Genomic DNA, 23,975 nt, shown 5'->3' with positions numbered 1-23,975 from the left:
ACGCGAGACGGAAGCCGTGTTGGCCGGTTTCTTGTGGCTCGTGCTCGACCGGCACTTCGTACGCTAAGAGCTCCCGTGCGCTGGAGGTTCAAGCAGCTGTGAGTGAGGTCACATGGACCATTGGGCAGCTGGCGGCCCGCACCGGGCTGCCGGTGAAGACGGTCCGGTACTACTCCGACGTCGGCCTGCTGCCCGTCGCTGAGCGAAGCGCCGGGGGCCACCGCCGCTACCGGCCGGAGGCGCTGGACCAACTGCTCCTGGTCCAGCGGCTGCGCGCGCTGAACACCCCGATCTCCACCCTCACCCAGCTGGCCTCCGGCGAACGCAGCCTCGGCGACCTCATCACCGACGAGATGGGTCAAGTGCGGAGCCGATTAACCGAACTCCACTGGCGCCAGGCCACCCTGGAGGCACTGGACAACTGCTCCGCACAGGAACGGCTCCGCCGCCTGGAAGTGCTGTCCCGGGTGCAGCGGCTGCCCGAAGCCCAGGACCGGCTCGCAGAGGCATGGAGGCGGACGATTCCCGCGTCCGTGACGGCGCGCCTCGCCGATGCCATCACCGCCCAGGCCGTTCCGGAGCCTCCGGAGAACCCCACCGCGGAAGTGGTCCTGGCCTACGCCGAACTGCACACCCTCACCAGGCACCCGGACTTCCCCCTCTACTGGGCCTGCCCCCACGTGCGCGACAAGGCATCGCTGTACTCAGAACTCCTCGATACCTCCGAGCTCGCCGCCGGCACCGTCGCCGACGGCCTGCCACCCCAGCCCGGAGAGGCCCTGGACCACTTCTCCCGGGCCTGCGCCCGCTCCCGCGGCGAGGACGACACCCCCGGATTCCGCGCCTTCATCGGCGCGCAACTGCACAGCACCATCCCCCTCTTCCGCCGCTACTGGCAACACGTCGCCACGATCACCGCCGCGCCGCGCCCCAACCTGGGAATCACCCACTGCTGGCTGGTCGAAGCCCTCGCCACGCGACAGGAGGCCGCGCCGGCGCCGACGCGATAGCGGCGCCCCTTCTGCGGGCCCCGACGGGATGAGATCGCGGCCCCGGCGGATCGCGGGCGGTGAGCCCGGCGCAGGCCGCGCGCTTCCGGGGAGGGAGCCGCCCCGGAAGCGCGAATTCCCGCGGCCTGTGCCGGCGAGTTCGATCGGGCCTACAGGGGCAGGAAGGGGCTGGGCCTGCCGTGCCAGGAAATCCGCAGCGTGTCGCGGGCTCGCGTTGCGGCGACAAAGAGCTGATTGCGGCTCTTCTTGAGTTCGCGTTCGTAGCGCTTGGGGTCGGTGGTCGCGTACTTGTCGATGAGGGCGGTGCGCGGAAGGATGCCGTCGCTCGCGCCGACGACCGCAAGCTTCTGGTATTCGAGGCCTTTGAAGCGGTGCATCGTGCCGATGTGGACCTCTCCGCCCCCCTGCGGGCCGTCCTTGCTGAGGGTCGCCGTCGTGATGCCGTGTTTCATCTCCAGGTCGGTGGCGACACGGCCGGCCATCTCTCCGTCGGTGACGCATACGGCCATGGTGCCGCTCGGGTCGCGAACAGTGCCGTCCTCGGCGGGCTGGGCGATGTCCTCGCGCCACTGCTTGAGGGCCTCGGCGAGCTGAGTGATCTCGTCGGTCCAGTCGGCACAGGCGACGTACTCCGGCGCCGGGCCACGCAGCAGGGAGTGATAGCCGTCGAGGGTGTCGGTGCCGTCGTCGAGGTCGTCGTAGGTGGCCCCGCGGACGACCCTGGCGGCCTGGTCGAGAATCTCCTGCGTGGTGCGATAGCTGAGCGTCAGCTTTGAGGACCTCCCGCGGATGTTGACGCCGACGGTGGAGAGGGTGACCTGCCGGTCGTAGATCCGCTGGTGCGTGTCACTGGCGATGAACAGGTCATTCGGGCCCGACGCGACCATGGCGCGCAGCATCTTCCAGTGGGCGGGGCTGAGGTCCTGGGCCTCGTCGACGACGACATGGCGGTAGCGGTGGCGCAGGTAGCGCATCGCGGAGCTGTTGTCGTCGAGGTGGGCCAGGTCGCCGCCGCCGATCCCGGCCTTGTGTTCGGCCCGATGATGGATCTTTCGCGCGCGCTCCATCTCGTAGCGCGCCGCGCGTTCGGCGGCCTGCGCCCAGGTCTCACGGCCCATGCCCCCCAGGCGCAGGGTGAACTGGTCGAGCAGCTTCCAGACCGCGGCGCGTTCGGGGCGGTTGAGGGCACGGCCCATACCGGCACGGCGGGCCTTGAAGTAGTCCTGGCGGGTGGCGAGGGACTGTCCGAGGACGATCTGCTCCCATTCGTCGAAGAGGAACTCGGCGTCCCAGCGCTGCTCGTCGTACTCGAAGAGGACCTCGCGCAGCACGTCCAGTGCCCGGTCGTCGCTGGTCAGGCCGCGCTGCGCGCCGGGCGCGGTGTTCTCGTTCAGGACGTTCTGGGCGAGCTGGTCGATGTGCTTGATGTCGATGCGACCGAGCAGCGCCGGATCCATGAGCGAGGTGAGCCGGGAGCGCAGATCGGCGGTGAGGTTCTTGGTGTACGTGGTCAGCAGGATCGGCTTGCCGTGGCCGGGCGGCAGGGCGGTGGCGAGGCGGGCGACGCGGTGCAGGGCGACGATGGTCTTGCCGGTGCCGGGGCCGCCGCTGACCCGGGCGGGGCCGCTGTAGTTCCGTTCGACGGTCCTGCGCTGGGTGGGGTGGAGGTAGACCTTCCAGGCGCGGAAGTCGCCCTCGGCCAGGACGTTGCGGATGTCGTCGTCGACTGTGGTGACCGCGGTACGGGTGAGGGCCGCCGCCATGTCGTACTCGAATCCCGGTTCGAGTTCGGCGGAGGCGGGTTGGGTGATCTCACGCTCGACCTCGTCGACGGACATGCCGGAGCCGAGGCCGGTGAGGATCTCGGCGGTCAGCCGCGGGGCGCCGGCGATGAGCTGGTCGAGTTCCTCTTCGGTCGTGACCGTGAGGACGACGTCGATCAGGGCATCGGCGACACCGAGACGGCGCAGGTCCTCGGGGGCGCAGCCGGTGAGGAACGGTTCGGCGGGTGCGGCCGGTTGCTTCGTCACGACGGGCGCGGGCGCGGGCTCGGCCGGTACGGCCTGCTCGTCCGGGACCGGTGCGTCCTGATCGTCCGTGGTAGGAGTGAGCTGGAGTCCCGCGCGCTGGAGGACACTCTGTCCGACGACGCCGAGGTCGACGAACTCGATCTCGCCGGTCACTCGGTTGACGGCGACGCTGAGCTGGTCGTAGACGTCCTTGCGGTGACGGACGGCGACGATCAGCCACTGCTGGATGCCATCGGCGCCGACACCCGCCCGGGCGAGGAGCGCCCGGTACGCACGGTCGATCTTGGCGCGGAAGATCCGGCCGTCGCCCTTGAGCGGTTTGAGGTCGAGGCTGGGGTGATCCGGGTCGAGACGGAACTGGTGGCAGAAGTCGTAGAACTTTGTCTTGACCGACGAGTCCATCTTGTAGAGCTCGTTCTCGGCCTTCTGGTAGAGGCTCAGGCGTGCGGTCATCGTGCGGCACTCTGTTCTTCGGAGTCGGGACGGGCGGCGGCGTCGGGGACCATGGTCAGCAGGGCGTCGAGGCCGGTGAGCCAGTCGTCGGCCGAGCGGATGGTGAACCCGGCGTCGCGGTAGGCGCTCCAGGTTTTGTCGCTCTCCTCGTTCGTCTGATCGTGCGGTTCGGCCATGACGGCGACTCGCTGTTCGCCGTGGTCCCAGGCGAAGTCGGCGAGCCAGCCGCGTTCGCCGAGCTCGTAGCCGTAGGCGGGGGCCTTCTTGCCGCCGTCGGCCAGGATGTGGGCGAGGCGGGTGAGGGGGGCGTCGGGTTCGTCCTCGTCGAGGAATTCGAGGATCTCCCGGTCCCACAGCAGATCCCGGACCGCCGCTTCGAGAAATGTCTCGTGAGACGCCTCCGCGGGCTCGGGTTGCGTCGCGGGTAGGCCGGTGCCGTACCGCACGACGAGGGATTCGAGTTCGCCGAGGCCGCCGAAGACCTTGAGGACCGCGGTGTCGAAGCGCCCCGCGGTGGTGGTCGTCAGTTGGACGCCGTCGCCGCCGTCGTGGGCGAGGAACTGAAGAATGTTGGACCACTGGAGCCAGGAGCGCCAACGCACCTTGTGTTCGGGCGTGCCGAGCTGGTCGGATGCGGTGTCGTCGAGGCAGGCCAGGGCGGACCAGCGGCCGGTGGCCCCGTCGACGAGGAAGGCGATGGGCAGATGGGACTCGTCGCACGTCTGGAACAGGTTGAGTGTGCCCGTTCCCTGGACGGGCGCCGTGTCCATGCCGTCGGTGCGGCCCCAGGCGTCGAGGAGACGATCGAGCGTCTGGCGGGTCTGCTCGGGGGAGCCGTTGCCGACGAGGATCTCCTTGCCGGCCCCGAGCAGTCCGCCGACCACCGCCGATGCCCGTCGTCCCCAGGCCGCGTCATCCGGGCTGCGCAGGTAGGCGAGGAGCATGGTCATGGGGTCGGTGAAGGCGGTATCGGCGAGGTCGTCGCTTCCGCGTTCGGCGTAGAGCCGCTTGGCGACGTCCTGGGCGCTGCGCGGATACGGCGGCCACACCGCCTCGGCCGCCTCCCGCCCCGCGGAGGACTCCACCGTGTTCGTCTGCCGCTCGAAGGCGTCGAGGTCGTCCCAGGTGAGCTGGAAGACGATGCGGCCCTCGGCCCGGAGCCGGTTGCGCTTGTCGGCGTCACCGGCGAGCCGGTTGTAACGCCGGGTGGCGTGGAAGCGGTGTCCGTCGAGGTAGACGGTGATCTTCCGCTTGGGGCCGTCGATGCGCTCGAAGGTGAAGTCGGTACGGGTGAAACCCTCGTTGCGCTGAGCGGTCAGACGCCAGCCGTGCACGGTGCCGACCTCGTCGAGGCGCAGATAGGCGCTGTTGTCACCGCTCTCTTCCAGCACAGCGTCGGCGCGCTGTCCGGCCCACCCGCGCAGGGCCTTGAGGAAGCGTGCCTCCAGGTCGGACTCGACCTGTCCGTCAAGACCGATCTGGTCGGTATTACCGACCGCCTTGGTGTCCCAGGCGTCGGTGTCGGTCCCCAGGAGTTCGTCGAGGATCTCCAGGGCGGCCTGGCGGGAGACGCGCTCGATGTGCTGTTCGTCGGCATACAGGTACAGACAGCGGTGGCAGGCCTGCCGGCCCTCCCCGTTGCAGGGGCACTCCACGAGCAGCCGGCGCGCACCCTCCAGCACCTGCCGGAAGTTCAGGGGGTCGGTCAGGCGGTCGAGGTAGCCGGTGCCGTGCGGGAGACGGTCGTACAGGACCAGGAAGTGCCGTTTCTCCGCGGTGTCGCGGTCCGGCATGGTGGCGAGTGTGGTGGCGAGGTGCTGTGGGTCGCCGCCGAAGGCGCTGTCCACGCCCAGACGCAGGGCTGCCTGGAAGGAGTGGACCTTCTCCTCGACGAGGACGGTCGCTGCGGGCAGCAGGACCCGCAGTGCTTCGGTCTCCAACTCGTGGGCGAGCAGGACCGGTACCTGATCCACACCCTTCTTGCCGCGCCGCCGCGGGCACCAGGGGGTGTGGTGCTTGAGTTCGCGCTGGCGGTTGGCGGAGTTGTCGACGGCGTCCTGGTCGTCGTCGAAGACGGGCCGGCCGTCGGCGCTCGCGGCTCCGCACGCGGTGCACACGTGGAACGGGGCGATGCGCACAGGCTTTCCGGCGAGCTGGTCGTTCTCCTGGGCGCCGATGCTCAGCGGTCCGGCGTTCACGCGGCGGATGACGGCGCGGCGGGTGTAGTCGACGCCGAAAATCTCCTTGGTGTGCCGCCAGGACTTGCCCGCCGCGAAGTCATTGGGGTCGATGTCCACCATGTCGACGACCGTGTAGAAGCGCCGATCACGGTCGTCGCTCTCGTCGCCGATCCTGGCATCCTCTCGCTTGTCGCGGGCCGTGACGACACTGGGCTGGACGATCTGCCGCAGGCTGCCGGAGTCGGCGATCCCTGCATCCCCGCACCGCGGGCAGGGCGTGAAGTCCTTCTCGGCGTTCTCGGTACGGACGTAACCGCACGAGGGGCAGAAGCGCCAGTGGCGCCAGTCCTGGTCCCGGCCGGTGACGATGTCGATGCCGGTGATCCGGTGCTTGTAGCCCTCGGCGTAGAAGATGTTGCCAGGCGCGAGTTCGGACAGGGCGAAGCCGCGTGGCCGCCCGTAGGAGAACGACTTCGACTTGTAACGGGCCCGCCCCTCGGGCGTGGTGCCCTCGGGCCAGAAGACGGTGGCATCGAGGGTGGTCGTGGCGTCGATGAGGGCGTAGTTGGGCAGCAGGCCGAGGTCGCACAGCACGGTCTGGGCGGGCTGACGCTGGCGTGTGGCGCCCTGCTTGGAGACGGCACCCAGCTCGGCCTCCAACTCGGCCTTCGTACGGGCCTGTTCGTCGTCGCCTTCCTTGAGCTCATCGATCGCGGAGCGGATCGTACGGATACGGGTGCGCAGTTTCTGGTTCTCCCGCTCCCACTCTCGCTCGGCCTTCTCGATGGCGCTGCGGATGCCGCGAACCGCGTACTTCGTCAGCTCTTCCCGGGCGGCGTCGCTCACGCCGGTGGGGAAGAGCGCGAGGAAGCCCGCGACGAGTTCCTCGCCGTGGGCGAGGGCGGCGTCGGTGAGGTCGGCGAGGTAGCCGGAGGGGCCGAAGAGTTCGTCGACCCTGCGCGACAGGGCGGCCAGCGGCCTGCCGTCCTCGCGCAGCAGCCGGCCGCGCGCCGCGAGGTCGAGGAGGTGCGCGGTGTACTGGCGGCGCAGAATCTCGATGGCCGACAGATACGAGCCCGGCGGCACGATCCGCCCGTCGATCATGTCCCGTGGCCGGTCGAGGAAGTACAGCTCACGACGGGAGCGGTCGGGGATGGTCAGCAGGAAGGCGTTTCCGGTACGGCGCCCGGCCCGCCCCGCCTGCTGGGCATAGTTGGCGGGCCGGCGCGGCAGGGCACCGAGGACGACGGCGGACAGCTCGCCGATGTCGATGCCCATCTCCAGCGTGGGCGTGCAGGACAGCACATTGGGGTCGTTGAATCCCTTGCCACTGCGGAAGGCGTCCTCGACGCGTTCGCGCTTGCCGCGCGAGAGCAGACCGGTGTGCTCGGCGGTGATGACCTGGTAGGTGCCGGCTCGCCGGTACAGGCTCCGGTAGTAGTCGTCGCGGTAGTCGCGGTCCCGGTCGTGCCGGTCCACGGTCTCCAGCCACCGGTCCCCCGCGACCAGCCGTCCGGTCGTGCAGCGGTACGCCTGGCAGGGCTGCCCGTGATACTGAGCGAGCAGCGAGGGGTGGACGGTCTGCTCCCAGAAGCACTTCGGACAGCGCACATACGACTCGTTGACCTGACCGTCAGTCAACAACTGCAGCTGAATGGCGCCCGGTTGGAGACCATAGAGCCGGACAGCCGTGTCGCCCGGGGTGCGAGCCGAGAGCAGGCCGGCGTCCGTGAGCCGGGGCAGCAGCCGCACCCAGAACTCGTCGGCCTGCTCGCGGGTCATGTCGAGGCAGCGCTGCGCCCAGGTCTGGTACCAGGACAGACGCCCTGCGGCGAAGTCGAACTCGCTGCCCTGCTTGGGCCGTGCGAGCAGGAACGTCGGCGCGGAGACGCCCTTCGGGAAAGCCTTCATGCCGCGCGGACGGCCACCCCAGATGAAGTAACGGCTGGTGCCCGCCTCATCGAGGAATTTCTCCTGCCACCGGTGCCCGACCGCGCCCCGCGTACGAAGCCGCTCCAACAGCCCGCGCAAAAACGCGAGATAGCGTCCGTCGTCGTGGTCGGTGAGCGCCAGCCCGTGATCGGTGGATTCCTCGTGGGCGGCACGTGTGATTGCCACGGCCCCCTGTATGTCGGGGATGTCCACCCAGGCGGCCGCGGTACGGGTCAGCTCAAGGGTACGGCCGTTGCGCGAGCGGTGGCCGAACTCCATGACCGCCTCGAACGCGAACCGTTCACCGATCAGGTCCCACGTCTTCCTGTCCCCGCCCCGCCCCGCGCCCGACAGCAGACGTGCCACGCCCGTGTCGTCGTGCAGGTCCGGCGGGACGACGGCGGCCAGCGTCTCACGGTCGGTGGTGGCCGCGACGACGTCGGCGACGAGGTCGTTGAGCGCAATGGGCCGTTGCTCGCTCAGGTGCTTGGTGAACAGCGCCCGCAGGGAGAAGGTGTACGAGCGGGAGGCGACGAACCCTGCCCGGTGGGCGGCATCCTGCACCGAGTCGTTGAACATCAGCGTCTTCGTCTCGCGCTGCTCCTTGTCCATCTCCCCACCGGTGAAGAGCTGGGTGACGGACGCGGCGGCGAGCGCGGCGGCGCCCGTACCGACGAAGCGGATCGCGTTGTGCGTACCGCAGGCCGGGCACCAGTCGTCCTTGGCGGCTCGTTCCGCGGTGTCGCCGAGCTGGACGAGGACGAAGGCGGAGTCGGGGCTGCCGGGCGCCGGGTTGCCCTCGGCGTCATAGTCGGCCTCGGGGTCGGGCAGCCGCAGCCGCTGGGACAGACCGTCGAGCACCATCAGCACGCCGGCACCGCCCGTGGTCAGCGACTTCTGCGCCGCCCGGTCCATGGCGGCGCGGCCATTGCCCTCGCGTGCCTCGTTGTCGGTGGCCGCCACCAGGGTCCGTACCTTGGCCTTGTCGGCCGTGACGGTGGCCCGGCGGATCTTGTGGGGCTCGAAGCTCAGCTCCTCCAGGTCCGACTCGGGGGCGAGCACCGACCAGCCGGAGCGTCCGCACTCACGGCAGTACACCGCGGGCAGGAAGATCTTGGTGTCGCGTGAGGTGGTGGTGTTGGGTGTTGCGCGCGACTGGCTCTGCGCCCCGGTCGTGTCCCACGCGAACTCGGCCTTCGGCCACGGCAGTACGCCACGCAGGATGCGTGTCACGGACCGCGCCCACTGGTGCACCTCGATCTGGACGAGCGGACGGCTCATCCCGGCCGGTGCCTCCGGTGCCCGCGCCACGGCCAGCAGGGCGACGAAGCGGGTGAGTGCCACCGCGGCGATCTGCGGCCGTGTCGTTATCGCCTCGTCCCAGCTCCTCGCCCCACTGCGACGCATCACGTCGAGCACTTCGTCGTATGTGCGCACCGTGCCGTCGAAGGCGTTCAGGACCGCGTACGTGAGCCGGTTGCGCTTGAGCGCGGCACCGAGAGCGACCGGGTCGGTGGTACGGCTTCCGGTGACGGCCTTGGCGAGGTCCCCGAGTGCCTCGGGGCCGGCGGCCGGGTCAGGTAAGGCGGTCAGTGTCTCGGGAGGAGTGGCCTGGCCCGGCAGGAACTTCGCGTCCGGGATCGACTCGTCGTTGCCGAGGATGAACTCGTCGACCGTCAGCCGGTCTTCGCCGACGATTGCGTCCTCGGTGAACTCGGCGCCGAAGACGTTGGTGGCCACGGAGAGGAGCTGGCGAACCCCGTCCTCATCGGTGCCCGAGGCGAGCGTCGCGGACGTGGCGACCGGGGTGATCGTGCCGAGCGGCTTGCCAGGCCGGTTGGCGTCGACGGCGATGGCGAGACGGCGCAGCAGCATGGCCACGTCGGTGCCCTGTGCGCCGTCGTAGGTATGGAACTCGTCGACGACGACGTACCGGATGTCGCTGCCGTCCCACAGCGGCGCATCGGCAGCCCGCTGCAGGAGCAGGTCGAGCATCTTGTAGTTGGTGATCAGGATGTCCGGCGGGGACAGTTGCATGTCCTGGCGGCGGGTGTAGACCCGGTCGTAGTGCGTCGCCGCCTTCTCCCCGATGTACAGGCCGGCGCGTACGCCGCTCAGCTCGTCGCACTCAGTGAGCAGTTGGTTGATGCGGGCCGCTTGGTCGGTGGCCAGGGCGTTCATCGGGTAGAGGAAGACAGCCTTTACCCCGTCGTTCCCGGCCGCGCGCTCGCGGGCGCAGTGATCGAGTACGGGGTACAGAAACGACTCCGTTTTGCCGGACCCCGTGCCCGTGGTGACGAGGGTGGGCTGGGGGGTGTGGCCGTCCTTCGAGGTGAGCCGGGCGAAGGCACGGGCCTGGTGCGCGTACGGCGTCCAGCCATCCGTTCGTACCCAGTCCAGGTGCTGTTGCCAGCCGTCGTCGGCCGGGGTGAAGGGAGTACGCAGGCGCAGGTACGGCCCGCGGAACATCCCCGTCGTCTCGTCCCCGAGAAAGGCGTGCAGGGCCTTTCGGGCCCCCTCGTCCGCGAGGCCGTACGTCGTGGACAGGTACTGGAGCAGGCTCTCCTTGAGCCCCTGCGCTTCGAGGGTCGGCCTCACGAGGTCGGGACCTCCATCTTCTCCGGGTCCCAGAGACCCTTGCTCACGGCTTCATCGAGACGCTTCTGGAAGTAGGCGTGGGCCTCTCGCATTTCGCGTTCTCGGTTGGCCTTGTAGAAGGGGGCGGTGTAGCCGTGGGGAGGTGTGGCGTTGGGGTCGGCGGGGAGCACACCTTCGGAAGACGGCTCACCGACCGCTTCGCGGTAGGCCTCGAACTGGGTCCAGGTCTCCTTGGTCTGACGCTGACCGATGGTTCGCGCATTGCTCGCCAGCTTCCACCCCTCGGCGTCGAACCAACTTGCCGCCTCGTACTTCTGGAGCACGGGAAATCGCCCCTTGTACGCGGCGATCAAGGCATCCGCATCCATGCCGAGCCAGACGGCGACCAAAGCGTCGATCTCGACGAGTGCGGCGCGACGGGCGTACTCGGTACGGAGGGGGGTGTCGCGCTGCCAGGTCGGGGTCACAGAGTGAAGGTCCGTGTTCATGCCTGGCCAGTTGAGGGCCCAGGGTTCGTACGCCGACCAGGTCGCGTCGTACAGATCCTGCCAGAGATCGGCGTAGGCGGTGGTGAGGCAGTTCAGGCGGAGGGTACGGAGGAGGAGGGCGGGGGCGAGGGGGTGATGTGGTGACGGGGCGGGCATAGCCTTCGCTCCGGCGATCCGCAGGTCCCCCCGGCCGGAAGAGCGGAGGAGGTAGTCCACAGGCAATGCCGCCCAAAATCCAGCAACCAACGAGGTCATGAGACCTCCGGGCATCGCCATGCTGTGCATGGCGTCGATGTGCGTCACACCGGGAGGCACAATCGCGGGGTACAACGCTCGTTCGGTATTCGGTGCAACCTGTCGCCGCCAGGCTGTGCGATAGAACGCCGCGTACCGCCTCCGCGCCCGGTCCACGAGCAGCGCATCCACCTTCTCTGGATCGGCATCCGCCAGCGCCACCCCCATCATCTCCGCGACCTGAGCCCGCGCACGCGCCACGGCCCTGTCGCTCGCCCGGAGCCGTTCGAGCGTGGCGTGGTCGATCCACCGATCCTGCGCCTTGAGGTACTCCTGCGTACGACCGGGCACTCTCACGTACTCCGTGTCCGGTACGAAGTCCGAAGGCAGCGAGACCAGATCGGCGCCGAAGGGCGCGTTGGAGTTGGCGTCATGCCGCTTGAAAACCGGTGTGGCGACGCTGATTTGCGTGCCCTTGAGGATCACGTGGCGCCACCGGTCGGGTTCGTACGGCTCGCCCGTCTTCGGGTCCGGCCGGTTGTAGTCGATCAGACGGTCCTTCTTTGCTCCACTCTCGTCGTAGCCACGGGTGATCTGCGGCTTGAAATCTGCAAGGCGCAGTGGATAGTTCGCCAGGGCCTCAATAGCGGACGCCTCGGCCGTGCTCACCGGAAACAGCAGACGTGCCTCGTCCACCGGACCCGTGTCACCGAACAGCCGTTTCCAGACCGTGAGCAGCTCCCTGTTGACGTGCACCACGCGCGTCTTGTGCGGGCGCTCGTCGAACTCCCCGTTCTGGTAGCGGATTCCCGGGGCCGTTCCCGAACCGTCATGGTTCGCCGACAAGCGCAGGGCATCGGCCGACACCAGCCAGGAGAGGTGGCTGAAGTCGATGTCCTGAGGGCGACCGTAGACATGCACACCGAAGTGCGTGGTGTCGCCCACGGGGCGCGGGAAAAACCGCTGACCGGAGTTCACGAAGTCTCCGTGGATCCGAAGCCGCCGATACGCCGCACCCCGCAGCGCACCTTCCTTGTCCCCTGTGAAGTGTGTGTCCGAGTGCAGGAATCCGGTCGTGCCTCGCACAGACGCGTGGTCCCACACCTGGCACATGAAGGCGCGGTACAGATCGGGTTGGGTTCCTTCCAGCAATGGATACACCTGTGGCGCTCCGTAGAACGCGACCTGTCCGACGTTGTCCGTGATCTCGCCCAGCACATAGGCGGCCGCAGCCGGCGTTCTCAGCAGGTCATCCCGGCGCTCCGCCTTCACCGACGTGGAGACCCGCTCCTCCAGCTCGAACCACGGTTCGCGTTCCGCCAGCACCAGGGACTCGTTCCAGCGCGGCCGTACCCAGGGCGGATTCCCCACCTGGAGGTCGAAGCCCCCCGCCTCACTGGCGAACACGCCCGCGAAGTCCAACTCCCAGTGCAGGAAGCCCTGCTCTTTCGCGATGTCGCGCACGCCACGCATCCACGGATAGCGGCTCTCGACCGCCTTTCGGGCATCGTCCATGTCCATCTCAGGCTGAGTCTGGATCAGGTCCTCAAGGTCGTTCAGCTCCTCTAGGGACCCGACGGACGACACGATGGTGCCCTGCTGCACGTCCTTGGTGCCAAGCATGGATTCGAGAAAGTCGAGCCAGTCATCGAGGTCGGCCAGCGGCACGACGTCGCGGCGTCGGGGCGGCCCCCCGCGCTTCTTCGCCCCGGCCTCAGTAACTCGCCTCTTCTTGATCTCCTGTTTCTCGACAAGGTCGCCATCACCTGAATCGTCGGCGAAGGACATCTGGTCACCTTCGAGGGCGAACAGCAGTCCGTTCTCGACGAAACGCGGTTCTGCCTGGGGCTCATCCTGTGATGTCGTCCCGACCTCACCGACGACTCCTGCCGACAGCAGAGCGTCCATCGACACGACCGGCGCAGTCCCGTACTCCGCGTCCGTGCCATCCAGCAGCCCGACTTTGTCCAGCGGCCAGAACCACAGCGCGCACCACGCGTCCATGACCTGCTTGAGGCGCCAGTACGGCGAACCTTCCGCCTCGAACAGATCCTTGAAGACCCGTTCCTTGGTCAGCGGCAGATCGGTGTCCCCAGCGCCCTTCTTGTCACGGCGCAGGAACGCGTACTCCTCCGCGTCCTCCTCCCGGCCCGTGCCCCACACGTCGATGGTGCGGGCGATCTCGCGCTCGCTCAGTTCCATGCGCTTGGCGACGAGCTGCCACAGGAACTCAACTCGTCTGGCCGCCGCCTGAAGCCGGGCCAGCTGGCTGCTCTTGCCACCCACCGTCTTGGGTTTGGCCTTGATGCTGTTCTTCCATGCCTTCAGGTGCTCGACCTGCGGCCCGGCAAGCTGCTCGGCAAGCTTCTTGGCGTCACCGCTCGCCCCCGCGACCGCACCCCAGCCGGGCGTCGGAAGCAGGAACTGGTGCACGGCGCCGTCCGGCAGCGGCTGCTCCGCGCCGTTCCCCTTCTCCCGGAACGGCAGCTTCGTCGGCGTCTGTGCGCCGATGGTCCGCTCCTTCTTGATGCGCTCGGCCTCGTACACCCAACGGCGCGCCCCGATGAGGGAGTTTCCGGGTCGCAGATGCAGCCCGAACCACGGTGCCCGCATGCCGGGGTGCATGGTGTTGAGCCACAGTGACACCTCCGCCAGCTCCACGCCCGTCGGGTTGAGGTCGATCCCGTATACGTTGTGGAGCGCGATATATGCCTTCACCTTCTGCTTGGCATCGAGCGTCTTTGACGTATCCAGTGTGACGCCGAGTTCTGCCTGGCGGCGCTTGAGGTACTCCTCCGCGACCTGGCTGATCGCTTCGTTGAGGAACGCACCCGACCCCAGAGCCGGTTCGCAGATCGTGTAGCGCAGCAGCTCGCTCGCCCGCGTCTCGTCGGTGATGCGGTGCTTGAGCGCCAGCTCGACCGTCACCTTGGTGAGCGACTCCGGCGTGTAGTACGACGCCGACGTCTCCCTGTCCCGCCCCGCCAGGCGGTACACGAACGTACCCTCGGGGTACTTCTTCGGGCCGCGCAGGCCGTACTGTTCGGCGTCCTGAGCCGAGTACACGACGTGCGTGTTCTCCCTGTACTGACTTAGCCGGTCGGCGGGGATGAGCCAGGACCCCTTCTCGGGGTCGCCGTACTGCTTGTCGCCCTGCTTAGCGCCGGGTTTGGCGACCTCGGCGAGTTCTTCATCGGCGATGATGCCGGTGTAAGAAATAAGCCCTTCGTACACGGCACCGAGCTGGTTGATGCCCAGGTTGCGGTAGGAGATGAAGCCGCCCTGTCGGCCCTTCTGGCCGGCCTCCTTCATGGTCAGCAGACGCAGCACCTGGTGCAACGCCTCGTTGCGCAGCCTCAGGTCCAGCCAGCGAGGTGGCTCGTCCCCGTCCTCGTCCCACCGGGGGTCGAGGACGCGGCGGCCGATGAGGGTGATCGCCTTCGGGTCGAACAGCTCGCTGCGCAGCGGCTCGAAGCGCAGGCCGCGCAGTTCGCTGCGTTTCTCGGCGGGCTTGTCGTCGTCCGCCTCGGTGCCGTGCGGGCGGTGGCCGTAGTTGACCTTGTTGAAGAGGACGTCGAGGGAGGCGTACAGGTGGAAGCCGCCTCGGCTGTCCTCGTCGACCAGCTTTCGTTCGCGTGCCACCAGTTCGCGGAGCCGGGCGATCGAGTACCCGGCCTCGTACGTGTCGTCGCTGGCAGGAAGGATGCCCAGCTCGGGACGGGCCTCCGCGTACAGGAGGAAGAGGATGCGGTAGAGGTAGCGCAGCGACTCGCGGGTGAGCTGCTTGGCGAACGGGCCCTTCTTCAGGTCCTCGATCTCCCGTGGCAAAACCTCCGCTTTGCGCAACCGGGCGAGTACCTCGTTCGCGATGATCTCGACGGAGTGCTGGAGACCCTTGCGCAGCTCGGAGTTGACGCCGACGGCGTTGTCACGGGACGCCTTCAGGAGGTCGTCGATGCGGGGGCCCTTGCCGTCGGGGCGGGGCGCGAGCATGTCGTGGGAGAAGAGGGCAGTGAGGAGGGCGAGTTCGCCGGCCTTCGCGGTGTCGTTGCGGGTGAGGGCCGCGTCCAGACTGGCGGCGAGGTAGCGGCCTTCGGCCCAGGTGCCCCGGTCGGCGAGGACGAGCACGCCGCCGCAGAGCAGCAGGACGAAGCGGGGTGCGTCGCCGCCGGGCTCGTGCAGTTCGCTCTGGAAGAGCCAGCCCACGAGCTTCTCGCCGACTTCGTGGAGGCCGTCGGCAGTCTTGAGGGGGTGGAGGAGCCGTCCGGCCTTTTCGGGGTCGAGGGCGTCGTCGAGTTTGGCGGTCCAGCCGCAGTCGACGGCGAGGATGCCGTCACCGTGCCAGGCGACCTGGAGTGCGTACTCCCTGTCCGCGTGGTGCACGGTGAGCGGACCGGGCCGGTCTCCGCCGTAGCCGAGAGCCTTCAGGACGGCGGCGTGCCAGGTGGTGACGCGCTCGGTCCACTCGCCCGTCGGGTCGTCGTAGGTGCTGTCGAACTCTTCCTGCTGGGCGCGGGAGGCCAGGAAGGGGCGCACGGTGGACAGGTACTCACCGCGGAGCCGCGGGAGTAGTTCGCGTGGGGTGGGCCGCGGGTCGTGCGGGTCGGTTTCGCGGCTGGTCCACAGGGTGAACAGACCTTCGTCGCCTGCCCTGCTCTTCTTGAGGGTGTTCTCCAGCTCCTCGCTGAAGTAGTGGGCGGAGAGGTATTCGCCGCGGTTGGCGAAGGAGTCGTAGGTGTAGCTCATCGTGCGGACTCCTCGGCGTACGCGGCGGACACGGTGGTGGTGTGCAGGGGTTCGAGGACGCAGAGGACCCGCAGCATCGGATCGCCGTCGGTCCGCAGGCGGCGTACGAGCTTGCGGCGGCGGGTGGCGGTGTCGCACACCTGCTTGCGGCGTTGCTGTTGATTGCCCACGGCGATCAGGGCGCCCTGCTCCCAGACCTGTACCCGGTCCTCGTACGGGGCCAGGTAGGAGTCGACGTGCTTGTCGTAGTCGGCACGGCGCTCGCGCAGGTGGGTCTCGGCCGCGTCGACGGCCGCGGGGACGAGTGCCTGGAGGAGGTCGGGGTCGACGGGCCGGCCGCGGCCGGGCATGCCGGGGCCCACACCGCAGGCGGCGAGGAACGCCGAGTCCATGCGCCATACGCGAGGAGCGGCCTCGGTGAGACCGGTGACGGCCATCCACTCCACGACCGTCGGCCTTCCCGCCGCGTTGGAGTAGACGCCTTGGAGGAGGTAGACCGGGCTGGTCAGGGCCTCGGGCAGGGCGGCATCGATCCGTTTGGCCTTGTCGGCGTCGGGCTGGTGGGCGAGGACGAACGCCTCGTCGTACCTGAGCTTGGCGAGGACCTTGTCCGTCACCCAGTCGAGCACCGGGTGGATGTCGGAGACGTAGGAGACGTTGGGCCACTGGGATGTGGGTTGGTCGCCCTTGCCCTGCTTGGCGTTGCGGGCGGCGTCCAGCCGGTCGGCGGCGTACCGCTTGTCGAAGGTGATGCGCAGTGTGCCGTCGTACTTGGGGGTGGTGAGGATCTTCTCCTGCTCCAGGTACGACTTCGGAAGCTCCCGGAAGCGGTACTGCAGGTCGCCTGGCGGAGTGAACTCGATGCGTCCGTGGGCCGTTTCGGGCTTCCAGTCGAGAGCCTTGCGCTCGGCCTCCGGGTAGATGAGGTCCATCGCGGCGTGGAAGTACGCCTTGGTGTCGGCGAACACGTGGGGCACGTCGGCCTCGGGCACCGAGCCCGTGCCGGGGGTGGCCGGCGCGGCTGTCGGGTCGGCGAGGCGGGCATTCGCGCCGGCGAGAAGGTCGGCGAGGACTCCGCCGGACTCCTGTTGGGACTGCTTGATGGAGCGTTCGACGGTGCCGCCCTTGATGAGGTCGCGGGTGAGGCGGTCCTCTTCCTTCTTGTCGTCGTAGAGGCCGGTGACGGCCTCGGCGCTGCCCTCGCCGGTCTCGATCTCGTGGGCCTGGGCCTCCCGGCGCAAAAGGCGGGCGCCGACCAGCCGGTCGTCGAGCGTGAGCATCCTGCCGCTCTCCTCGTCGCGCCGCCAGGGCACGTCGGCGGTGAGGGTGATCGCACGGAACTCGGGACTCACCGCCTGCCCGTACCGGTCGATGCGCCCGTTGCGCTGCTCGATGCGGATGAGGGACCAGGGGAGGTCAAAGTGAACGAGGTCGTGGCACTGGTGGTGCAGGTTGACGCCCTCGGAGGCGATATCGCCGGTGAAGAGCAGCCGCACCGGCTCGTCGGCCCGACCGAAACGGTCGATGATCTCCCGCTGCTGCTCGTCGTTGGTGGTGTCGCCGTGCATGACCTCGACGACACCGCCGTACACCTGCCAGGGGCGCGTCTTGTCGGGCTTGGCCGCCGGTTTCTTCTTGAAGCCGAGCAGGGCCGGGACCTCCTGTGCCAGCCAGTCCAAGGTGTGGACCCGCTCGGAGAAGATCACGACGCGGCGCTCGCATCCCGGGCCGACCTTGAGGTCGTCCTGCAATGTGCGGACGAGCGCGTCGAGCTTGGCGGAGTCCTGATCGGTGAAATCCGCGACCAGTGCCTCCAGTTCCGCGAGGGCTGTGCCCTCTGCCGCCAGGGCGGCGCGGCGCTCGGGAGAGTCCGCCTTCTTGCCGTCCTTGCCTTTCACCATGGCGCTCCTGGGGTTGTCCAGGTAGGCGCGGCGGGCGGTGAGGGATTTGCGCAGGGCGACGTGGGAGGAGAGAAACGCCTTCAGGAAGTTGTAGCCGACCAGCGGATCGGCACACACCGACGAACGGTTCGGTTCCCCGGGCGTCCACTCGCTCGCGAGCTTCTCCAGGACGGCGACCTCCTTCCGTGTCGCCGGAGCCGGCACCGGCAGGGACGCGCCGCGTTCGGCCCAGGGCTTGTCCTTGAGGCCGTCGCGCACCTCGCGGTCGGACTTGGTGCGTCGGATGTAGAGGTGGTCGAGGGCGGCCACCTTGTAGTTCTTGGGGTCGGCGATCGCCGCCGGATCGAGCATCCCGATCAGCTCGGCGAAGGACTCCGCGTCGCCGTTGTGCGGAGTGGCGGAGGCCAGGATCAGCGCGTCGGTCCGCTCGGCGAGGCGGCGGGCGAGGCGGTTGTTGCGGGTGCCCTTGTTCACGAGGTTGTGCGACTCGTCGATGACCACCGCGTCCCAGGTGATCTTCTCCAGGTGGTGGGCGTATGTCGCCGACTTGAGGGTGTCGACGGAGACGATGACCCGCTTGAAGTGGGCGAACGGGTTCCGGCCCGCCGGGATCTCCTGCTGGATGCGCTGGATGCCGGTGGAGTCCAGGCGCACCAGCGGCAGGGCGAAGCGGGTCCACAGCTCGCGCTGGAACTGCTCCAACACATGGGCGGGCGTGACCACGAGAATGCGTTCGCCGCGCCCGCGCCGGATCAGCTCCGAGAGCGTGACGCCGATCTCCAGCGTCTTACCCAGACCGACGACGTCGGCTATCAGCAGCCGGGGCTGTGGGTTGCGCATGGACAGCGCCAGCTCGGCGGGGCGCAGCTGATGCTCCTGCCGGTCCATGAGGAAGGAGCCGGCGAGCGCGAGGCCGTGCTCGGTCTGCGGCAGCGCGGTCTTGCGGATGACCGCCTCCAGGTAGAGGCGGGCCTTGGCGTGCTTGGAGGTGTCGTCGGGCACGAGCCGGGTCTTGCGCGGATCGAGTACGTCGATCTGGTCCAGGCCGGAGTAGAACACCGCGTCCGTGCCACGGACGAATGGGGAAACCCCGCTGACCTCGACCATCAGTCCGTCGCGGGACTCCCCGACGGACTTCACGAGCCACTGCTCGTCGCGGATGCGCACCTGGGCGCCGGGGGCCAAGACCAGCTTCGCGCCGGTCGGGTACGGCGGATGCGCCGGATCGGCGTCGCGCGGCTCAGGGACCTCTGGCTGCTTCGCCGTGGTCACGTGGTGCTCCTCTGTGAACGGTCTGCTCGTGCTGTCTGGTGTGCTTGTGGGGGAGCCCGCGTGGTCGTCCGGTGAGCCGGGTGCGCTGTGTCCAGGGGGCCATACCGATGCCCCGAGTCCCGTACTGTGTCGGCTCGTTGGCGGGAGGACGGAGGAGGGAAGCGGCTCAGCGCTTCGGCCAGGCGAGTGCCGGTCGTCTCGCGTAGCGCTCGCGCAGCTCGTCGGCAACCCTGCGGGAAGCGGGGGGACGGCCCGGCTGCGGTACGGGCTCCGCCGGTCTTCCGCTCCCGGGTACGGAACCGAACGCGGCCGAGGGCTCGGGCGTCAGCGAGATCTCGACGTCGATCTCGCCCGCAGTGTCCGTACCGGGCTCACCAGCGGCGGTGGGGACAGGGATGTTCCGCTCCCCGGACACCAACTCTTCGCGCAGCAGCCTCTCCAGCGAGTCGAGCCGGTCAAGCATCGGTGCGTCCGGCTGCGGAAGCACCATCGTCGGGTGATCCTTCGCCGTCGTCTCCTCGATCAGAGAGCGGCGCGCGCGGGCTGGACTCGTACCCAGCAGACGCATGAGATCGGCGCACTGCCGGGTCACCTCCTCCAAAGAGGGGCGGTCCTCCGCTTTGTGCGCCAGCATCGGCTGCACGACGGGGGCAAGGTCCTTGGGCAGCCCGGACAGATCGGGGTCGACCTCGGGATTGACCACCTGCGCGGCCACCGCCTCCCACCGGGCGCCGTCATACGGGTAGTGCTCGGTCGCTGCGTAGAGAAGCACCGTGCCCAGGCCGTACACATCGGCGGCCTGTGTCATGTCCACCTCGCCCAAGGCTTGCTCGGGTGGCATGCAGCGCACCGTACCGATGACAGTGCCGGCCTGGGAGAGCGAGCCCTTGGAGGCTCCGAGGAAGGCGCCGAGCCCAAAGTCGATGATCACTGGGCCGAAGTCGCCCAGAATGACGTTCTGCGCCTTCAGGTCGCGGTGGACCAGGCCCACGGCGTGCACGGCAGCAAGGCCCTCGGCCAATAATGCGCCCAGGCTCGCCACGAGAGGCGCGGCGAGAGGGCCTTGGTCCTTCACGAGGTCGGAGAGTGAGCGACCCGGGACGTAGTCCATGGCCAGCCACGGCTCCTCGGCGAACGGGTCCGCGTCGATGAAACGGGCTACCCGGCCCGTGCCGGAGATCGTGCGCGCGATCGTCGCTTCGCGTTCGAAGCGGGCGCGGGTGTGCGGATCCGTGCGGTCGGGCCGGATCACCTTCACTGCGACCGGTTCACCCGCGACGGAGTAGGCGAGGAACACCTCGCCCATGCCGCCCGCGCCGAGCCGTCGCTCGACGAGGTACGGACCGATACGCGGCGGCAAAGTTCTGCCGTTCACCGCACCCCCCTGACTCCCGTAACGACAGCGCGACCTCGCTCGGTGCGTGCATCCACGCCGCCGCACAAGAACGGCGTGGTGACGTGGACACCGACGAATCACTGCTACAAGCGTACTGATCGACATCCTGTCGTAGGAAGCGGTCACACAGGACCGGATCGACTCCGCGGTAGCCGTCGGCACCCTGCACCCGGATCCCGCAAGGCCCCCGGGCGCTCACTTCTGACTATCCATCACGCAAGCTCGCCGTATGTCACTTAGTGGGAGTGGGTAAATTTGTCGTTCCGGACACGAGGGCCACAGGCAGGGGGACTGGCACGTGGGCTGGCGCGAGGAGATCGCCACGGCGCTCGGGGAGTGGATCAACGTGGAAGGCGGTGCCGGCAAGCAGCCCCGCTGGCAGCGCATCGGTCGGGCGGCACGTACTGGGGACGTCGGTCAGTACGCTGTCGACCTCCGTGGCTCCGATATCGGGCCCGACCAGCTGGACAGCCTGCGGCTCGCCGGACCGGAGCACGAGGGCGTCGAGACGAATGGCTTCGCGGTCTCAGAACTGGTCCAGGACGGTTCTCTGCTGACCTTACGGGTGGCCGAGTTCGCCGACGTGGCCGACCCGCACCTGTGGATGCTGAAGCAGCCGCCCACCTTCCTCATCGAGGCTCTGCGTGACGGCATTTCCGGTCTCGGTGAGCACCCTCTGGCGGCAGCCCTGGCGGCCGGCCGCATTGGCGGAGCACCGGCCCACGAGGCAGACCCGCCCGGATTCCACCCCGCGCAGGGCGACGCGTACCGGGCCTGCCTCGGCGAGGGGGCGTACCTGGTGTGGGGTCCTCCGGGCACAGGGAAGACGACCGTCCTGAAACGCGCCATCGGCGATCTCATCGCAAGGGACGACCGGGTACTGCTCGTCTCTGCCACGAACATCGCGGTGGACAATGCTCTGCTCGGAGTGGTCCGGGCCAAGCAGCACAACCCCGGCGACATCGTCCGGGTGGGCCCACCGCATCTGCGGGAGGTTGCCGAGGACGCTTCGGTGTCCCTGCCGCTGATGGTCAAGGCGCGCTTGGCGGACACGGCGGCCCTGCGCCGCACCCTCGAAGCCGAGCTCGTCGCGATCAAGCACCGAGCCGAACAGCTCGCCACCCTGGACAGCGGTCTTGCCGGATTCGACTCCTCTGCCTACTTCGCGGCGCTGAAGCTGCTCCGCACGCCCGGTGAGGATCTCGCATCGGCACGGTCGCGAGAGGAAGCTGCCAGCCGACGTCTGGCTGACTCCGAGGCGATGTTCCGGGAGGCATTGTCCGATGCCGAGACGGCCGCGGCCCGCGATAAAGCTGCGGAGCCGTCGCGGGCGCAGTGGCGCCAAGTCGACCGGCTGTCCGAGGAAGTGGTCCAGGTACGGAAGGCAGCGGAGGCCCGTGAGGCAGCTGCGCTACTGGCCGAAGGCGCCTGCGATCCCCTGCGCCAGGAGCTGGAGGAAATAGAGGGCAAGGGCTCTGTGAAGAAGTGGCGTCTGCGCGAAAGGGCCGGCGAGCTGCAGCGGAAGCTCGCCGACGCCGAGCAGGCTGCCGCGTCCGCCCAGAAGTCGGCGGCCAAGGCCCGCGCCACGGCCACCACCCACATCGCAGCCCTCGACGCTCAGATCGCAGCGCTGGTCGACACCGTCGCGCTCACTCGGGAACAGGCCGCCCGTCTGGCGGCCGACGTCAAGGCCCGGTTGGCGGCAGAGCAGCAGGCCGGACGCCACTACGACAGATGCAAAGAAGACAAGACCCGGGCGGAGGAGGCCGCGGAGCGGGCTCAGCAGGCCGGCGACCTGACGGAGCGGGCCGAGCAGCAGGGCTGGCCGGCCCGGTTCGATCTGGCCCGCCGCCTACGACCGGCCGTAGCCGCCGACACGACTCGGCAGCCTGGACTGGAGAAGCAATACCAAGAAGTCCAAGAGGAGTACGAGCGCCTCGCCCGTGACGCCCAGAGCGAGATCATCAAAGGCGCCAAGCTGGTCGCCACGACCCTGGCCCGGTTCCGCACGAACCGGGCGGTCTTCGACGGCCCGTACGACGTCGTTCTCGTGGACGAGGCAGGCGCAGCCACCCTGCCAGAAGTTCTGCTCGCCACAGGCAAGGCCGGTCGGACCGTGGTCCTTCTCGGGGACTTCATGCAGCTGGGTGCGGTCGTCCCGCCCGAGCTCAAGGGACACGATCGCGCGGACATCAAGCGCTGGCTGCTCCCCGACGTGTTCCAGCACTGCGGGATCGTGGAACCGTCCGACGCTCAGGCCCACCCGGCCTGCGTCACCCTCACCCAGCAGCACCGTTTCGGCCCCGCCGTTATGCAGTTGGCCAACGGCCTCGCATACGGCGGAGTGCTGGGCGGAGGCAGCCAGACACAGGCCGCACGCCCGGCCGACGATCCGGAGATCGTGCTGATCGACACGGACGGGCTGCACGAGCTGGCCCGGGCGCACCTGACCGGAAGTCGCAGTGGCTGGTGGCCGGCGGGCTCACTGATCGCGCGGGCGCTGGTGGAGCTGCATGGCGAGCTGGGTGAGGAAACGGGCGTGGTCACGCCCTACCGCGTCCAGTCCGACGCCACTCTGGAGGCCCTGCGAGACGTCGAAGGCCCGGGAGGGGGCGCGCTGGCAGAGGTCGGTACCGCGCACAAGTTCCAGGGCCGGGAGTTCGACATCGTCGTCTTCGACACGGTGGAGGGAGGGGTGGGCAGCCGCGAGCTGTGGATGGCCTGCGCCCACCTCCAGCCGGCGGCCAGCAGCTGGCCCCGGGACGGCGTCCGTCTCTTCAACGTGGCTGTCACCCGGGTCAAGACCCGCCTGTACGTGATCGCCAGCGGCGAACGAGTCAAGAACGCGAAACCAGGAACGGCCCTGGCGCAGCTCGCGGCGCTCATCGATACCCGACGGGGCGTGCGGGTCCTCCAGGCCAAGACCTTGATCACCCCACCGACCGCGCCGCCCACGTTCCGTGGGGAGTTCGGCACCGCGCTCGCCGAGGTGCTGAGCCGGCATGTCGAGGTGACGGAGATCGACGACGAACGCGACTTCTACCGTACGTTCACCGAAGAGATCCGCCACGCACGACATTCCCTGTGGCTCTGGGCCCCCTGGGTGGCGAGGCGGGTCAGCTCCCTGCTGCCCGAGCTACGTGCGGCCGCCGACCGCGGAGTACGGATCAGTGTCTTCATCCGAGACGACACCGACCAGCTTCAGAAGAAGCCTGCCAACCAGAAACTCATCACTGACCTGAGAGCCGTTGCGCATGTGGTCGTACCGATGAACGTCATGCACCAGAAGATCGCGGTCATCGACGAGCGGACGGTCATGCTCGGCAGCCTCAACGTCCTCTCACAGAGCTGGACCCGTGAAGTCATGCTGACGATGCGGGGTGCGCACTTCGCCGGGAAGCTGCTGGAACACGAACACGCGGCGGCCTTTGCGGCTCCGCCCCGCTGCGGGCGCTGCAACGGGAGTGAGATCGAGATCCGCCGCAGGCAGAATGGCACCTGGGTCTGGCGCTGCTATGCCCCCGCCTGCAAGACCACGCCGAGGGGCGGGACGAACGCCTGGACCCAGAACATCCGCTTGGGACGGGGGCGCTGAGAAGCCTTTCATGACTGCTGGAATGATTCCGTCGTCGCCTCTTTCGCGCTGCGGAAGTACGCCCCCCACCTGCCCCGGGCTGGTGCGGGCAGCGCCGCGGTCGACGCGATCTTCGCATAGTCCCGGCCGGGGCGGCAGGC

7 protein-coding genes are annotated in these 23,975 nt (G+C 68.6%); 2 read left to right on the top strand and 5 right to left on the bottom strand.

Annotation, left to right across the window (positions count from 1 at the left end):
• Positions 1-98: 98 nt before the first annotated feature.
• A complete protein-coding gene (locus K7396_RS08865; protein ID WP_158101135.1) occupies positions 99-1,010 on the top strand; it encodes a MerR family DNA-binding transcriptional regulator in 912 nt (303 codons plus the stop codon).
• A gap of 149 nt (positions 1,011-1,159) precedes the next feature.
• Here the strand turns inward: K7396_RS08865 and K7396_RS08860 are convergent, their stop codons facing one another.
• The 5 genes from K7396_RS08860 to K7396_RS08840 form a co-directional block, all read right to left on the bottom strand.
• Positions 1,160-3,493 carry a UvrD-helicase domain-containing protein gene (locus K7396_RS08860; RefSeq protein ID WP_086718611.1) on the bottom strand — a complete coding sequence of 778 codons (2,334 nt, stop codon included), beginning with the start codon at positions 3,491-3,493 and terminating at the stop codon, positions 1,160-1,162.
• Entirely contained in the window at positions 3,490-10,203 is a 6,714-nt protein-coding gene (locus tag K7396_RS08855) for a DEAD/DEAH box helicase (RefSeq protein ID WP_086718610.1), read from the bottom strand. Before K7396_RS08855 ends, K7396_RS08860 begins: the two co-directional genes overlap by 4 nt.
• On the bottom strand, positions 10,200-15,671 hold the full coding sequence (locus K7396_RS08850; protein WP_152104282.1) for an N-6 DNA methylase: 5,472 nt from the start codon (positions 15,669-15,671) through the stop codon (positions 10,200-10,202). Before K7396_RS08850 ends, K7396_RS08855 begins: the two co-directional genes overlap by 4 nt.
• Entirely contained in the window at positions 15,668-18,844 is a 3,177-nt protein-coding gene (locus K7396_RS08845) for a DEAD/DEAH box helicase (RefSeq protein ID WP_086719674.1), read from the bottom strand. Before K7396_RS08845 ends, K7396_RS08850 begins: the two co-directional genes overlap by 4 nt.
• A gap of 166 nt (positions 18,845-19,010) precedes the next feature.
• On the bottom strand, positions 19,011-20,219 hold the full coding sequence (locus K7396_RS08840; protein ID WP_086719673.1) for a serine/threonine-protein kinase: 1,209 nt from the start codon (positions 20,217-20,219) through the stop codon (positions 19,011-19,013).
• Positions 20,220-20,538: 319 nt separating this feature from the next.
• Between K7396_RS08840 and K7396_RS08835 the strand changes: the two genes are divergently transcribed.
• The gene (locus K7396_RS08835) at positions 20,539-23,835 is read left to right on the top strand and encodes an AAA domain-containing protein (protein ID WP_086719672.1); all 3,297 of its coding nucleotides are present in this window, start codon (positions 20,539-20,541) and stop codon (positions 23,833-23,835) included.
• Positions 23,836-23,975: the final 140 nt, after the last annotated feature.

It is taken from the genome of Streptomyces angustmyceticus (assembly GCF_019933235.1).
GTDB classification, from domain to species: Bacteria; Actinomycetota; Actinomycetes; order Streptomycetales; family Streptomycetaceae; genus Streptomyces; species Streptomyces angustmyceticus.
Note: the sequence above shows the minus strand (reverse complement) of the source record. Positions and strands in the feature narration are given on the sequence as shown.